A 14,638-nucleotide genomic window follows, 5' to 3' on the forward strand; every position below is an offset into this window, starting at 1 on the left:
CGGCCGCCCGGCTCCCAGCACGCTGTCGGGCATGTCCACGACGTCAACCGTTCCGCCGCGCTCCCCCTACAGAGCCGTCTTCGCCGTGCCCGAGTTCCGGGCAGTCTTCGCCGCGCACGTGTTGTCCCTGCTCGGCATCGTCGTCGGGGAGATCGCGCTGTCCGTCCTCGTCTACCGGCTGACCGGCTCGCCGCTGCTCAGCGCGCTCACCTTCGCGCTCGGGTTCCTGCCGTACGTCCTCGGCGGCACCCTGCTCGCCGGGATCGCCGACCGGCGCCCCGCCCGCCGCGTCCTCGTCACCTGCGATCTGCTGTGCGCCGCCGGTGCCGTCGCCATGGCGCTGCCCGGCACGCCGGTGGCCGCGCTGCTCGCGCTGCGGTGCGTCAACGCCGCCGTCGCGCCCGTCTTCGCCGGGACGCGGGCGGCGACGCTCGGCGACATCCTCGGCGAGGGCGACCGCTTCGTCCTCGGACGTTCGCTGCTGCGCGTCGTCGCACAGGGCGCCCAGCTCGTCGGCTTCGCGGCGGGCGGCGTGCTGCTGACGGTCGTCGCGCCCCGCACCGCGCTCGTCGCCACGGCCGTCGGCTTCCTCGCCTCGGCCGCCCTGCTGCGCCTGGGCACCCGGCGTCGGCCCGCCCGTTCGGCCACGGCAGGCGAAGGCGGACTGCTGGCGGCCTCCCTGTCCGGGATACGGGAGCTGTTCGCCCACCGCCGGATACGCGGCCTGATCCTCCTCTCCTGGATCCCCCCGTTCTTCCTCGTCACCCCCGAATCCCTCGCCGCGCCCTATGCCCACGACCTCGGCGCCGGCTCCACCGCCACCGGGCTGCTGCTCTGCGCCATGCCGGTCGGCGCGATCACCGGCGAGGTGCTCGCCGGGGCCCTGCTCCGGCCGCGCACGCGGGAGCGGATCGCGCTGCCGCTGGCGGCCGTGCTGCTCCTGCCGTTCCTTCTCTACGCGCTGCGCCCCTCGCTCGGCTGGTCGCTGCTGCTGGCCGCGGTGGCCGGGGCCGGGACGGCGTACACGCTGGGCGCCGACCAATGGTTCATCGCCGCCGTGCCCGAGGAGCTGCGCGGCCGCGCGATGACGGTGCTGTCGGCCGGGACGATGACGATCCAGGGCCTCGGCATGGCCCTGGCGGGCGCGGCGGCGGAGTTCGTCCCCGTGCACCTGGTGGTCGCCGGGTCCGGGCTTCTCGGGACGGTGGCCGTCGCGGCGGTCGTCCGCGAGGTCGTACGATCGCGCTGATCAAGGAACCACCGAAGGGGGAGCGCGTGTTCGGGAAGAGCAAGGACAAGGACACGGACAGGAGCCTCGACCTCGGCGTCCTCGTCCTGCGCGACTCGCAGGCCGTGGCCGACGCCGTGCGCGAGGCCCTGGAGACCGCGAGCGAGGCGGAGCGGCCGGGCCTGGAGCGGGCCGCGGCGCTGATCGCGCTGCACGCCGCCCGGCCCGAGCGCGAGGTCCGCGCCGAGTGGACGCGCGGCGTCCTCGCCGCGGCCGGCGTGGACCCGCGCGAGCAGGAGGTGCACGCGGTGCGGGCGGTGCGCCGGGCCGAGCCCGGGCTGAGCCTCAAGGCGGCGGTGCAGCTGGTACGCGAGGCGGCGGGCGCCGCGTAACGGCCGGGTTGTCCGAATTCCGGGACGGGCCCGGTCGGGAGGGGCCCGGCGGGTACGCTCGATGCCGTGCCGAAGCCGCTCAGCCTCCCCTTCGATCCCATCGCCCGCGCCGACGAGCTCTGGAAGCGGCGCTGGGGGTCCGTGCCGTCCATGGCCGCGATCACCTCGATCATGCGGGCCCACCAGATCCTGCTGGGCCAGGTCGACGCGGTCGTCAAGCCGTACGGGCTGACCTTCGCGCGCTACGAGGCGCTGGTGCTGCTGACCTTCTCCAAGGCGGGCGAGCTGCCGATGTCGAAGATCGGCGAGCGGCTGATGGTCCACCCGACCTCCGTCACCAACACCGTGGACCGGCTGGTCACGGCCGGTCTCGTGGACAAGCGCCCCAACCCCAACGACGGCCGGGGCACGCTCGCCTCGATCACCGACAAGGGCCGCGAGGTCGTCGACGCGGCCACCCGGGACCTGATGGCGATGGACTTCGGGCTGGGCGCGTACGACGCGGAGGAGTGCGCGGAGATCTTCCGGGTGCTGCGGCCCCTGCGGGTGGCGGCGGACGACTTCACCGACGAGGCCGATGACGCCGACGTCACCGACGCGTAGGGCGGGGCGGCGAAGATCGCCCCGGAACATGCCGTTACGCTCGCCTGCATGAAGAAGAGCGTGCTGACCCGCTACCGCGTGATGGCGTACGTCACCGGTGTCCTCCTGGTCCTCCTGACGATCGGCGTCATCGCCAAGTACCTGCTGGACATGGACGGCGCCGCGGGCCCGACCCGGGTCGTGGCCATCGCCCACGGCTGGCTGTACGTCCTCTACCTGGTCTTCGCCTTCGACATGGGCTCCAAGGCCCGCTGGCCGTTCGGCAAGCTGGCGTGGGTGCTGATCGCCGGCACCATCCCGGGCGCCGCCTTCGTGGTCGAGCGCAAGGTCTCCCGCGAGCTGGAGCCGCTGGTCACGGACGAGGCGGCCGGTCCCGTACGGGCCTGACGGCCCCGGCCGGAGGTCACCTCGGCGGCTCGGCTCGCGCGCCCCGGACACGTCCCTTGTGTCCGGGGCGTTCTTGCGCGAGAATTTACTAGGACGTCCTACTAAATGCAGCAGCAGGCGGCGGAGGCCACCATGGACGCAAGCGCGATCGAGGCGGGACGCCGCCGCTGGCAGGCCCGGTTCGACGCGGCGCGCAAGCGCGACGCCGACTTCACCACCCTCTCCGGAGTGCCGGTCGACCCCGTCTACGGCCCCCGCCCCGGCGACGCCTACGAGGGCTTCGAGCGCATCGGCTGGCCCGGCGAGTACCCCTTCACCCGCGGCCTCTACGCCTCCGGCTACCGCGGCCGCACGTGGACCATCCGCCAGTTCGCCGGCTTCGGCAACGCCGAGCAGACCAACGAGCGGTACAAGAAGATCCTGGCCAACGGCGGCGGCGGGCTGAGCGTGGCCTTCGACATGCCCACGCTCATGGGCCGCGACTCCGACGACGGCCGCTCCCTCGGCGAGGTCGGCCACTGCGGCGTCGCGATCGACTCCGCCGCCGACATGGAGATCCTCTTCAAGGACATCCCCCTGGGCGACGTCACCACGTCGATGACCATCAGCGGCCCCGCCGTCCCCGTCTTCTGCATGTACCTCGTCGCCGCCGAGCGCCAGGGCATCGACCCCGGCGTCCTCAACGGCACGCTCCAGACGGACATCTTCAAGGAGTACATCGCCCAGAAGGAGTGGCTCTTCCCGCCCGAGCCCCATCTGCGCCTGATCGGCGACCTGATGGAGCACTGCGCCCGCGCCATCCCCGCCTACAAGCCGCTGTCCGTCTCCGGCTACCACATCCGCGAGGCCGGGGCCACGGCCGCGCAGGAGCTCGCCTACACCCTCGCCGACGGCTTCGGCTACGTCGAGCTGGGGATGAGCCGCGGCCTCGACGTCGATATGTTCGCCCCCGGCCTGTCCTTCTTCTTCGACGCCCACGTCGACTTCTTCGAGGAGATCGCCAAGTTCCGCGCGGCGCGCAGGATCTGGGCCCGCCGGCTGAAGGAGGTCTACGGAGCGCGGACGGAGAAGGCCCAGTGGCTGCGCTTCCACACCCAGACCGCAGGGGTCTCCCTCACCGCCCAGCAGCCGTACAACAACGTCGTGCGGACGGCCGTCGAGGCCCTCGCCGCCGTGCTCGGCGGCACCAACTCCCTCCACACCAACGCCCTGGACGAGACCCTGGCCCTCCCCAGCGAGCAGGCCGCCGAGATCGCCCTGCGCACCCAGCAGGTGCTGATGGAGGAGACGGGTGTGGCCAACGTGGCCGACCCGCTGGGCGGTTCGTGGTACGTCGAGCAGCTCACCGACCGCATCGAGGCCGACGCCGAGGAGATCTTCGCGCGGATCGAGGAGCGCGGCCTGCGCTCCCACCCCGACGGCCGGCACCCCATCGGCCCCATGACCTCCGGCATCCTGCGCGGCATCGAGGACGGCTGGTTCACCGGCGAGATCGCCGAGAGCGCCTTCCGCCACCAGCAGGCCCTGGAGAAGGGTGCCAAGCGCGTCGTGGGCGTCAACTGCCACCGGGGCTCGGTCACCGGCGACCTGGAGATCCTGCGGGTGAGCCACGAGGTGGAGCGCGAACAGGTGCGCGTCCTGGCCGACCGCAGGGCACGCCGCGACGACGCCCGCGTCCGCGCCGCCCTGGACGCGATGCTGACCGCCGCCCGCGACGGCTCCAACATGATCGCCCCCATGCTGGCCGCCGTCCGCGCCGAGGCGACGCTGGGCGAGATCTGCGACGCGCTGCGGAACGAGTGGGGGACGTACACGGAACCTGCGGGTTTCTGAGTCCTACGGTCGGCCGTACGTGGCCGTCAGTCCGCCCACCAGGAGTGCGGTGAAGCCCCGCGCCCACTCGTCGTCCACCGGTTCCGCGCTCACCAGCGTGCGGTGGACGACCGCGCCCGCGATGACGTCGAAGATGAGGTCGGCGTTGCGGGCCGCCGAGGCGGGGTCGGGTTCGTGGGGGAGCTCTCCTCGGGCCTGGGCGCGGGCTCGGCCGAGGAGGACGAGGGACTTCTGGCGGTCGACGATCGCGGAGCGGATGCGCCTCCGCAGCGCGTCGTCGCGGGTGGATTCGGCCACCACCGCCATCAGGGCCGTCCTGGTCTCCGGGCGTTCCAGGAGCGAGGCGAACTGCAGGACGACGCCCTCGATGTCCGCCCGGAGGCTGCCGCGGTCGGGGAGCTCCAGGTGCTCGTCGAAGAGGGCGGCCACCGCGTCCACGACCAGTTCGTTCTTGCCCGCCCAGCGGCGGTAGAGGGTGGTCTTGGCGACCCCGGCGCGGGTCGCGACGTCGCCGAGCGTCAGCTTGCCCCAGCCCAGCTCGACCAGGGCCGCGCGGGTCGCGTCGAGGATGGCGCGATCGGCCTCGGCGCTGCGTGGGCGGCCCGTGCGGCGGGCCGGGGGAGGGGCGGCGGAGCTCATGGAGGGACCTTACCGCCGAGTAGGCGCCGGGGTATGAGGCAGATCACAGGGTTGGGGAGGGGGCGTTGCGGTTACGCTACGGGTCGTAGCGTAAGAGCGACAGCCACTGACGCCGGGTGGGGACCCGGCGCGGAACAGTCAGCCGCCGTCCGCCGGTTTTCCGGTTCGCCGTGCCGAGGGGGGAGGATAGGGCCATGCAGCCACGGAACATGTCCATGAGTGGAGTGGTCGACCTCGCCGCGGTGAAGGCGGCCGGAGAAGCCAGGCAGAAGGCGGAGCAGGCGCGCGCGGACGCGGCGCGCCACGGCGTGGCCCCGGCCGCGGGCCGCCTCGTCTTCGACGTCGACGAGGCCGGCTTCGAGATGGAGGTCCTCCAGCGGTCCGCCGAGGTGCCCGTCGTCATCGACTTCTGGGCCGACTGGTGCGAGCCGTGCAAGCAGCTGGGCCCGCTGCTGGAGCGGCTGGCCGACGAGTACGCGGGGCGCTTCGTCCTCGCCAAGGTGGACGTCGAGGCCAACCAGCTGCTGTTCCAGCAGTTCGGCGTCCAGTCCATTCCGGCCGTCTTCGCCGTGGTGGCGGGCCAGGCCCTGCCGCTGTTCCAGGGCGCGGCGCCCGAGGCCCAGATCCGGCAGGTGCTGGACCAGCTGATCGCGGTGGCGGAGCAGCGCTTCGGCATTGTGGGCGCGCCCGTCGCGCCGGGTGAGGGCGAGGAGGCGGCCGCCCCGACGGTGCCCGCCGGTCCTCATGACGCCGCCCTGTCCGCCGCGCACGACGCGCTGGACGCGGGTGACCTGGGCGGTGCCGTCCGCGCCTACGAGAACGTGCTGACCGACGACCCGGCCAACGCCGAGGCCAAGCTGGGCCTCGCCCAGGCGCGGCTCCTCCAGCGCGTCCAGGGCGTGGACCCGCAGGCGGTGCGCAAGGCCGCCGCCGACGCGCCGGGCGACGCGGCCGCGCAGATCGCGGCGGCCGACCTCGATCTCGTCGGCGGTCATGTCCAGGACGCCTTCGGGCGGTTGATCGACACCGTGAAGCGGACGGCCGGGGAGGACCGTGATGCCGCGCGGATGCGGCTGCTGGAGCTCTTCGAGGTGATCGGTCCCGACGATCCCCGGGTGACGGCGGCGCGTACCGCGCTGTCCCGCGCCCTGTTCTGACGGGCGCTCGACGGGCACTCGTCCCCCCTGTGCAACATGCGGAACGGATGCCGCGCTTTACCAAAACTTGGTAAACGCGGCCGCTGTTACGCGCGGTAAGGAAAACCCGGGCTTTCGCCCGGGTTTTTCTGTTGTGCCCCCTCGGCCGCGATCACGTTCCGGCGCCGGGCGGTCGGGCGGCGATACATACCGGCCGCTCGTTGGTTATCCGCTCGTTACTCGCAAGTAATCAACCTCTTGTGCCCCGGCCCCCGATGGACCACGATCGGGCCAGCCCGGTCCGCTCCCCGCCCGGCCATCGGTCGTGCGCGGGTCGCGGGTCCCCACCGGGCGGGCCGGCGGCACCGTCCGCCGGTCCTGGGACAGGGGGGTCCCCGTGCGCCAACGGCGGGGCCTGTTCCGGTGGTTGCGCGAAGGCGTGGCCAGTGGTTGTCGCTCGGGGGTGATCGCCGGTGTGTGACGGGCGCGGCAGGCGCCAGCGGATGCGACGGCGCTCTTCTTCCCGAGGACGTAGCTCTTCTCCCATCCCCGCACGGGCAGCCGGCCCGTACCGGGGGTGTACGTCCGAGAAGGAGGACAGTCGTGAAGGACCGGACTCGTGGCGGGACCAGATGGCGCAGGTTCGCCGTCGTGATGGTGCCCGGTGTCGCGGCGTCGGCCGCGGTCGGTGTGGCCGTCGCGCAGGGCGCCCTCGCGGCGTCGTTCAGTGTTTCGGGCCAGCAGTTCAAGGTCCAGGCCGGGAAGATGGTGGGCGAGGACTTCGTCCAGTACGGCGCCCTTGACCAGAACTCGAAGGGTGCCCACCCGGTGGCGGTCGTGGGCGTGAACCACGCGACGATCAACAACCTCTGCCAGTCCGTCGTCGTGCCCATCCCGCTCATCGGCCAGGATGTGACGATGAAGCTCACGGCGGGCGACAAGGAAGCCGTCGACGCCAAGCAGCTCTACATCGACGCCGAAGCCCTCAAGGCCGACGCGCAGTTCGAGGACATCGACATCGGCGTCTCGGTGGACGACACCCTCAAGGGCAAGGGCGCCGGCAAGGGCCCCGGCCCGCACGCCGGCGACAAGTACGTGCCGGGCTCGTTCGCCCAGCAGGCCAAGCGGGTCACCTTCACCGACGCCAAGCAGCGGGCGTGGGCGACCACCGCGGGCACCTTCACCCTCAAGGGCCTGAAGATGAAGGTCGCCTTCGGCAAGGACGAGTGCTTCAAGGACTCGGAGCTCGACTGACGGGACGGGCGTGGGACCGGGCCGCCCGGCCCCACGCTCGTCACCGGCGCCGCCTTCCACGACCGCGCCCGCGACCGCGCCCGTGAGCGCCACGAGTCACTGAGCGCCACGCGCCCGTGGGCGCCACGCACCACCGATTCGCCAGTCCCGAGGAGCTGTACACCATGAGCGCCGATACGCGACCACGGCTGATCGACACGCTCGGCCGCACCCGCCGTTCGTTCTGGGACTGGCGGGGCCGACGCCCCTTCTGGGGCGGCCTGTTGTGCATCCTGGCCGGGGTCCCGGTCATGTACATCCCCTACCAGACGGTCTCGCTGGGCGATCTCCAGTTCCGGATGGCCACGACGGCCGGCGCCGGATCGCTGATCATCGGCGTGCTCCTGATCGTGCTGGGCCTGACCATGTGGTACCAGCCGCAGTCGAGGGTCTTCGCCGGTGTCGCGGCGATCCTCCTCGCGCTTGTCTCCCTCGTCGTCTCCAATTTCGGCGCCTTCCTGGTGGGATTCCTGCTGGCGCTGATCGGCGGTGGCCTCGGGGTGTCCTGGGCGCCGGGAGAGTCGCGGTCCGAGTCGGCCGTCCCGGCGGCCGGTGAGCCCGACGGGAGGCACCGTGCCGACTGACCACGCGCACGGCGGCGGGAGCGGCCCGCGCCACGCCGCGCCGAGAAAGCCGCTGCTGGCCCGGCTGAACATGCCGGCCGGCAAGGCGGTGGCGCTGGCGGCGATGCCGACCGCGGTGCTGATGGGCATGGGCCTCACGCCGACGCTGGCGCAGGCCAGGCCCGTACAGCCGCTGAACCCCTTCGGGGACGCGGGATGCGTGACCGCGCCGGACACGGTTCCGGAGCCGGACGCGACGGAGCGCGTGACGCCCTCGCCGGCACCGTCGGCCGCGGGCACGACTACGGGGCCGGGTACGGGTACGGGTACGGGTACGGGTACGGACTCGGGCGCGAACGAGCGCCCCGGGGCCGGGGGCACGGCCAGGTCGAAGACCACGCCCGGCGCCGAGGAACGGTCGTCGGCACCGGCGGACAGCGGCCAGGAGTCCCCCGCCTCGTCGTCCGGCTCGCGGCCCGCGAAGACCGCGCCCGTACCGGACCGCGACCCGACGCCGGTCACTCCGCCCACCGGGACGGTCAACCCGCCTTCCGGGACGGTCAATCCGCTGGATCCGCTGGGCCTCGGCAAGAAGCTCACCGACATCCTGACCGGTGGGAAGAGCGGGACGCAGCCGGCAGGGCCGGCCGGGTCGACCGCCGAGACCCGTCCGTCGGCGTCGCCCTCACCTTCGCCGTCGACACAGGGGGCATCGCCGAAGCAGCCGAAGCAGTCGAGGCCGGACAAGGCCGTGTCGGGGCCGACGGCCGAGCGGAAGCCGTCCGCGGCTCCTTCCCCGTCCGCGCCCCCTTCGCCTTCCGCCTCCGCTTCGGAATCGGCCTCGCCCTCGACCTCGCCCACTGCCTCACCCACTGCCTCGGCCACCGGCGAGACCGGCGGCAAGCAGCCGGGGCCCTGCCCCAAGGGCCCGGTCGTCGACGAGAACGAGGGCCACTCGTTTCCCGACCAGCCCTGGTATCTGGAGGCGAGCAAGCTCACCCTGACCGGTCTCACCTATGAGGGCGTCAAGCGCGTCACGATGGCGAACAAGCAGCAGAAGACCGTGCTCAAGTTCACCGCGGACGCCCTGGAGATCAGGGATCTCCACCAGATCGTCAACAACCAGGGCAAGCAGTACCACGTGGCCGGCATGGGGACGACCTCGACGGTCACGGGCGGCAGGGTCACCATGTACACGGAGGAGCTGAAGGGGAAACTCCTCGGGATCCTCCCGTCGACCCAGTCGCCGACGAGCCTGCCGCCGCTGATCCCGGGACTCAAGCTGCCGATCCCGATCTTCTTCACCAATGTGAAGATCCGTCAGGCGGGGCAGTTCGGGGGAACGCTGCACATCCCGAACCTCCGCCAGTACCAGACGGACGGCACGTATCCGTAGGCCGGAGAGGCCGGTACGACACGGCCGTGGCCGCCGCCCCCGCGAGGGGGACGGCGGCCACGGCCGTCGTACGCGTACCGGCGCCGGAACCTAGCGGTTCTCGCCGCCCAGGTGGTGCACCCGCACCATGTTGGTGGTGCCGGGGATGCCGGGCGGGGAGCCCGCCGTGATGATCATGATGTCGCCCTCGGTGTAGCGCTTGAGCTTGAGCAACTCGGCGTCGACCAGGTCGACCATCGCGTCCGTGTTGTCCACGTGCGGGACGACGAAGGTCTCGACGCCCCAGCTCAGCGTGAGCTGGTTGCGGGTCGCGGCGTCCGTGGTGAAGGCCAGGATCGGCTGCGCCGTGCGGTAGCGGGACAGGCGGCGGGCGGTGTCGCCGGACTTGGTGAAGGCGACGAGCGCCTTGCCGCCCAGGAAGTCCGCGATCTCGCACGCGGCACGGGCGACGGAACCGCCCTGCGTGCGCGGCTTCTTGCCCGGGACCAGCGGCTGGAGGCCCTTGGAGAGCAGCTCCTGCTCGGCCGCCTCGACGATGCGGGACATCGTCTTGACGGTCTCGATCGGGTACGCGCCGACCGAGGACTCGGCGGAGAGCATGACCGCGTCCGCGCCGTCCAGGATGGCGTTGGCGACGTCGGACGCCTCGGCGCGCGTGGGACGGGAGTTGGTGATCATCGACTCCATCATCTGGGTCGCGACGATCACCGGCTTGGCGTTGCGGCGGCACATCTCGATCAGGCGCTTCTGCACCATCGGGACGCGCTCCAGCGGGTACTCCACCGCCAGGTCGCCACGGGCCACCATCACACCGTCGAAGGCCATGACGACCTCGTCCATGTTCTCGACGGCCTGCGGCTTCTCGACCTTGGCGATGACCGGGACCCGGCGGCCGACCTGGTCCATGACGCGGTGGACGTCCTGGACGTCCTTGGCGTCGCGGACGAAGGACAGCGCCACCATGTCGCAGCCCATGGCGAGCGCGAACTTCAGGTCCTCGACGTCCTTCTCGGACAGCGCCGGGACGTTCACCGCCGCGCCGGGCAGGTTGATGCCCTTGTGGTCGGAGATGACGCCGCCCTCGATGACGATCGTCTTCACGCGCGGGCCGTCGACCTCGGTGACCCGCAGCTCGACGTTGCCGTCGTTGATGAGGATCTGGTCGCCCTTGGCGACGTCGCCGGGCAGGCCCTTGTAGGTCGTGCCGCAGATCGTCCGGTCGCCCGGGACGTCCTCGGCGGTGATGGTGAACTCGTCACCGCGCACCAGCTCCACAGGGCCGTCCGCGAAGGTCTCCAGGCGGATCTTCGGGCCCTGGAGGTCGGCCAGCACGCCCACCGCGCGGCCGGTCTCCTCCGAGGCCTTGCGGAGGCGGTTGTACCGCTCCTCGTGCTCCGAGTGGGACCCGTGGCTCATGTTGAAACGGGCCACGTTCATACCGGCCTCGATCAGCGACTTCAGCTGGTCGAAGGAGTCGACGGCAGGGCCCAGGGTGCAGACGATTTTGGAACGGCGCATGGGGCAGATCCTATCGGTTTGTTTCGGAGCGGAATATTCGAGCTGTGGGAAAGACCAAGGAACGGATCATGAAGATCCACCGATCAAGAGCTGATCAAGAGCTGACCAGCGCGTACGTCTGCGTGGCGATCTCCAGCTCCTCGTCGGTCGGGACCACGGCGACCGCGACCCGCGCGTACTCGGGGGAGATCAGCCGCGGCTCGCCCGAACGGATCTCGTTGAGCCCGGCGTCCACGACGAGGCCCAGCTCCTCCAGGCCCGCCACGGCGGCCTCGCGGACCGGGGCCGCGTTCTCGCCCACGCCCGCGGTGAAGGCCACGGCGTCGACCTTGCCCAGGACCGCGTAGTAGGCGCCGATGTACTTCTTCAGCCGGTGGACGTAGATGTCGAAGGCGAGCGCCGCCCGCTCGTCGCCCTCGTCGATCCGCCGGCGGATCTCGCGCATGTCGTTGTCGCCGCACAGTCCGATCAGACCGCTCTTCTTGTTGAGGAGCGAGTCGATCTCGTCGACGGACATCCCGGCGTTGCGGGACAGGTGCAGCAGCACCGCCGGGTCCAGGTCGCCGGAGCGGGTGCCCATGACCAGGCCCTCCAGCGGGGTGAGGCCCATGGAGGTGTCGACGCAGCGGCCGCCCTTCACCGCGGAGGCCGAGGCGCCGTTGCCCAGGTGGAGCACGATGACGTTGACCTCTTCAGGGGCCTTGCCCAGCAGCTTCGCGGTCTCGCGGGAGACGTACGCGTGCGAGGTGCCGTGGAAGCCGTAGCGGCGGATCATGTGCGCGTCGGCCGTCTCGGTGTCGATCGCGTAGCGCGCGGCCGACTCCGGCATCGTGGTGTGGAAGGCGGTGTCGAACACCGCGACCTGGGGCAGGTCGGGGCGGAGGTGCGTCGCCGTGCGGATGCCGGTGATGTTGGCCGGGTTGTGCAGCGGCGCCACCGGGATCAGGCGCTCGATCTCCGCGACGACCTCGTCCGTGATCAGGGTCGGCGCGGTGAACTCGCTGCCGCCGTGCACGACGCGGTGGCCGATCGCGGCCAGCTCCGGGGAGTCCAGGCCCAGCCCGTCGGCGGCCAGCTCCTCCGCGACGGCCTGGAGCGCGGCGTCGTGGTCGGCGATCGGGCCGGTGCGCTCGCGCTTGTCGCCGCCCGAGGCCAGCGGGGTGTGCGCCAGCCGCGAGGTCTCCTCGCCGATGCGCTCGACCAGGCCGGCGGCCAGCCGGGCGCCGTCGGCCATGTCGAGCAGCTGGTACTTGAGCGAGGACGAACCGGAGTTGAGGACGAGGACTCGGGTGGCGTTGGAAGTCATCGGGGCTTTCCGTGTGGGGGTGCGGGTGCGAGGAGGGGCTTGCGGGTGCGGGGCCGGGGCGGCGTGCCCCGGCCCCGCGGGCCGGATCAGGGCTCGACGCGCTCGCCGCGCTGCTCGCCCTGGGCCTGGATGGCGGTGATCGCCACGGTGTTCACGATGTCCTGGACCAGCGCGCCGCGCGACAGGTCGTTGACGGGCTTGCGCAGGCCCTGCAGGACCGGGCCCACCGCGACCGCGCCGGCCGAGCGCTGGACGGCCTTGTAGGTGTTGTTGCCGGTGTTCAGGTCGGGGAAGACCAGCACCGTGGCCTTGCCCGCGACCTCGGAGCCGGGCAGCTTGGTCGCGGCGACGCGGGCGTCGACGGCGGCGTCGTACTGGATCGGGCCCTCGACCAGGAGGTCGGGGCGGCGCTCCCGGACGAGCTCGGTGGCCTTGCGGACCTTGTCGACGTCCGCGCCGGAGCCGGAGGTGCCGGTGGAGTACGACAGCATCGCCACGCGCGGCTCGACGCCGAACTGCTCGGCGGTCTCGGCGGACTGGATGGCGATGTCCGCGAGCTGCTCGGCGTTCGGGTCGGGGTTGACCGCGCAGTCGCCGTAGACCAGCACCCGGTCGGCCAGGCACATGAAGAAGACCGAGGAGACGATCTGGGCGCCCGGCGCCGTCTTGATGATCTCGAAGGCGGGGCGGATGGTCGCGGCGGTGGAGTGCACCGCGCCGGAGACCATGCCGTCGGCCAGGCCCTCCTGGACCATCAGGGTGCCGAAGTAGGAGACGTCGGCGACGACGTCGTGGGCCAGCTCGACCGTCATTCCCTTGTGGGCGCGGACCTTGGCGTAGATCTCGGCGAAGCGCTCGCGCAGCGGCGAGGTCGCCGGGTCGATCAGCTGGGCGTCGGCCAGGTCGATGCTCAGCTCGGCGGCGCGCTTGCGGATCGCGTCCTCCTCGCCCAGCAGGATCAGGTCGCAGACGTCGCGGCGCAGCAGCACGTCGGCGGCGCGCAGCACCCGCTCCTCGGTGCCCTCGGGGAGGACGACGCGGCGGCGGGCGGAGCGGGAGCGCTCGATCAGCTCGTGCTCGAACATCATCGGCGTGACGCGCTCGGAGCGGGCCACGGAGATGCGGTTCGTCAGCTCGGCGGTGTCCACGTGGCGCTCGAAGAGGCCGAGGGCGGTCTCCGCCTTGCGTGGCGAGGACGCCTCCAGCTTGCCCTCGACGGCGAAGAGCTCGGCGGCGGTCGGGAAGGACCCGCCCGGCACGGAGATCACCGGAGTGCCCGGGGCCAGCCGGCCGGCCAGCGCGAGGATGTCCGGGCCCGGGCGCTCGTCCAGGGTCAGCAGCACACCGGCGATGGCCGGGGCGCCCGCGCTGTGCGCGGCCAGCGCGCCGACGATCAGGTCCACGCGGTCGCCGGGGGTGACCACCAGGCAGCCCTCGGTCAGGGCGGGCAGGAAGACCGGGAGCATGGCGCCGCCGAAGACGAAGTCCTTGGCGTCGCGGGCCAGCCCGGACTCGTCGCCGAGCAGCACCTCGGCGCCCAGCTGCTGGACGATCTGGCGCACGGTCGGCGCGGACAGCGCGCTGTCCTCGGGCAGGGCGTAACAGGGCACGGGCAGGCTCGCGGACAGTCGCTCCGCGACGGCCTCGCGGTCGGCCTGGGCCACGCGGTTGACGACCAGGGCGACGACGTCGCAGCCCAGCGAGTGGTAGGCGCGGAAGGCGTTGCGGGCCTCGGCGCGCACCGACTCGGCCGACTGCTCCTGGCCGCCGACGACCGTGATCACGGACGCGGCGAACTCGTTGGCCAGCCGGGCGTTGAGGGCCAGCTCGTCGGGGAGGGTGGTGCCGGCGAAGTCGGTGCCGAGGACGAGCACGTACTCGTGGTCGCGGGCGACCGCGTGGAAGCGCTCGACGAGCCGGGAGACCAGCTCGTCGGTGCCGCGCTCGGCCTGGAGGGCCGCCGCCTCGTTGTAGGTCATGCCGACCACGCTGTCGGGAGACTGTGCCATCCGGTAGCGCGACCGCAGCAGGTCGACGAGGCGGTCGGGGCCGTCGCCGTGGAAGAGCGGACGGAAGACGCCCACCTTCTCCACATGGCGGGTCAGGAGCTCCATGACTCCCAGCTCGATGACCTGGCGCCCGTCGCCCCGGTCGGTCCCGGTCACGTACACGCTGCGCGTCACGCGTGCTCTCCTACTCGTACTCGGCTACTCGTACTCGGCCAGAAACCGGCCGGAACTCGGCTAGTTCTCGACTGAAAATAAACCCGTTAGGGTGGGCTTGACCTCTTGACAATACCTGCGCTCGTGGATAAGGCGCTCGTCAGGAGGGTGATGGCGGAATG

General features: G+C 71.9%; 12 protein-coding genes and 1 pseudogene. 9 read left to right on the plus strand and 4 right to left on the minus strand.

Features of this window, described 5'->3' with window-relative positions:
- Nucleotides 1–31: 31 nt before the first annotated feature.
- The 5 genes from EKH77_RS22440 to EKH77_RS22460 all read left to right on the plus strand — a co-directional run bounded on the left by EKH77_RS22440 (nucleotide 32) and on the right by EKH77_RS22460 (nucleotide 4,443).
- A complete protein-coding gene (locus EKH77_RS22440; protein WP_126916120.1) occupies nucleotides 32–1,249 on the plus strand; it encodes an MFS transporter in 1,218 nt (405 codons plus the stop codon).
- Nucleotides 1,250–1,275: 26 nt separating this feature from the next.
- A complete protein-coding gene (locus EKH77_RS22445) occupies nucleotides 1,276–1,620 on the plus strand; it encodes a hypothetical protein (protein WP_126916121.1) in 345 nt (114 codons plus the stop codon).
- Between the two features lie 66 nt (nucleotides 1,621–1,686).
- Nucleotides 1,687–2,223, plus strand: a complete 537-nt coding sequence (locus EKH77_RS22450; RefSeq protein ID WP_126916122.1) for a MarR family winged helix-turn-helix transcriptional regulator — start codon at nucleotides 1,687–1,689, stop codon at nucleotides 2,221–2,223.
- Between the two features lie 48 nt (nucleotides 2,224–2,271).
- On the plus strand, nucleotides 2,272–2,610 hold the full coding sequence (locus EKH77_RS22455; RefSeq protein ID WP_126916123.1) for a DUF3817 domain-containing protein: 339 nt from the start codon (nucleotides 2,272–2,274) through the stop codon (nucleotides 2,608–2,610).
- A 132-nt stretch (nucleotides 2,611–2,742) separates the two neighbouring features.
- Nucleotides 2,743–4,443, plus strand: coding sequence for an acyl-CoA mutase large subunit family protein (locus EKH77_RS22460; RefSeq protein ID WP_126916124.1), 1,701 nt, complete (start codon nucleotides 2,743–2,745; stop codon nucleotides 4,441–4,443).
- Nucleotides 4,444–4,446: 3 nt separating this feature from the next.
- Here EKH77_RS22460 and EKH77_RS22465 read toward each other — a convergent pair whose 3' ends face one another.
- Nucleotides 4,447–5,082 carry a TetR/AcrR family transcriptional regulator gene (locus EKH77_RS22465; RefSeq protein WP_126916125.1) on the minus strand — a complete coding sequence of 212 codons (636 nt, stop codon included), beginning with the start codon at nucleotides 5,080–5,082 and terminating at the stop codon, nucleotides 4,447–4,449.
- 194 nt (nucleotides 5,083–5,276) lie between these two features.
- On the opposite strand from EKH77_RS22465, the gene EKH77_RS22470 reads away from it, so the two are divergent.
- The 4 genes and pseudogenes from EKH77_RS22470 (at nucleotide 5,277) to EKH77_RS33395 (ending at nucleotide 9,470) form a co-directional block, all read left to right on the plus strand.
- Nucleotides 5,277–6,239, plus strand: a complete 963-nt coding sequence (locus EKH77_RS22470) for a tetratricopeptide repeat protein (protein WP_126916126.1) — start codon at nucleotides 5,277–5,279, stop codon at nucleotides 6,237–6,239.
- 582 nt (nucleotides 6,240–6,821) lie between these two features.
- Complete coding sequence (locus EKH77_RS22480; protein ID WP_126916127.1) at nucleotides 6,822–7,472, plus strand: DUF6230 family protein; 651 nt, start codon at nucleotides 6,822–6,824, stop codon at nucleotides 7,470–7,472.
- 164 nt (nucleotides 7,473–7,636) lie between these two features.
- Nucleotides 7,637–8,071, plus strand: a pseudogene (locus EKH77_RS33390) (DUF6114 domain-containing protein); the annotation flags it as partial.
- Nucleotides 8,072–8,084: 13 nt separating this feature from the next.
- Entirely contained in the window at nucleotides 8,085–9,470 is a 1,386-nt protein-coding gene (locus tag EKH77_RS33395; protein ID WP_206279901.1) for a hypothetical protein, read from the plus strand.
- Nucleotides 9,471–9,560: 90 nt separating this feature from the next.
- Here EKH77_RS33395 and pyk read toward each other — a convergent pair whose 3' ends face one another.
- From pyk to pta, 3 genes are all read right to left on the minus strand, one after another.
- Nucleotides 9,561–10,988, minus strand: a complete 1,428-nt coding sequence (gene pyk, locus EKH77_RS22495; RefSeq protein WP_126916129.1) for a pyruvate kinase — start codon at nucleotides 10,986–10,988, stop codon at nucleotides 9,561–9,563.
- Between the two features lie 94 nt (nucleotides 10,989–11,082).
- Complete coding sequence (locus EKH77_RS22500; RefSeq protein ID WP_126916130.1) at nucleotides 11,083–12,294, minus strand: acetate kinase; 1,212 nt, start codon at nucleotides 12,292–12,294, stop codon at nucleotides 11,083–11,085.
- An 86-nt stretch (nucleotides 12,295–12,380) separates the two neighbouring features.
- Entirely contained in the window at nucleotides 12,381–14,477 is a 2,097-nt protein-coding gene (gene pta, locus EKH77_RS22505) for a phosphate acetyltransferase (RefSeq protein WP_126916131.1), read from the minus strand.
- Nucleotides 14,478–14,638 lie beyond the last annotated feature (161 nt).

The organism is Streptomyces luteoverticillatus (assembly GCF_003970715.1).
Classification (GTDB): domain Bacteria; phylum Actinomycetota; class Actinomycetes; order Streptomycetales; family Streptomycetaceae; genus Streptomyces; species Streptomyces abikoensis.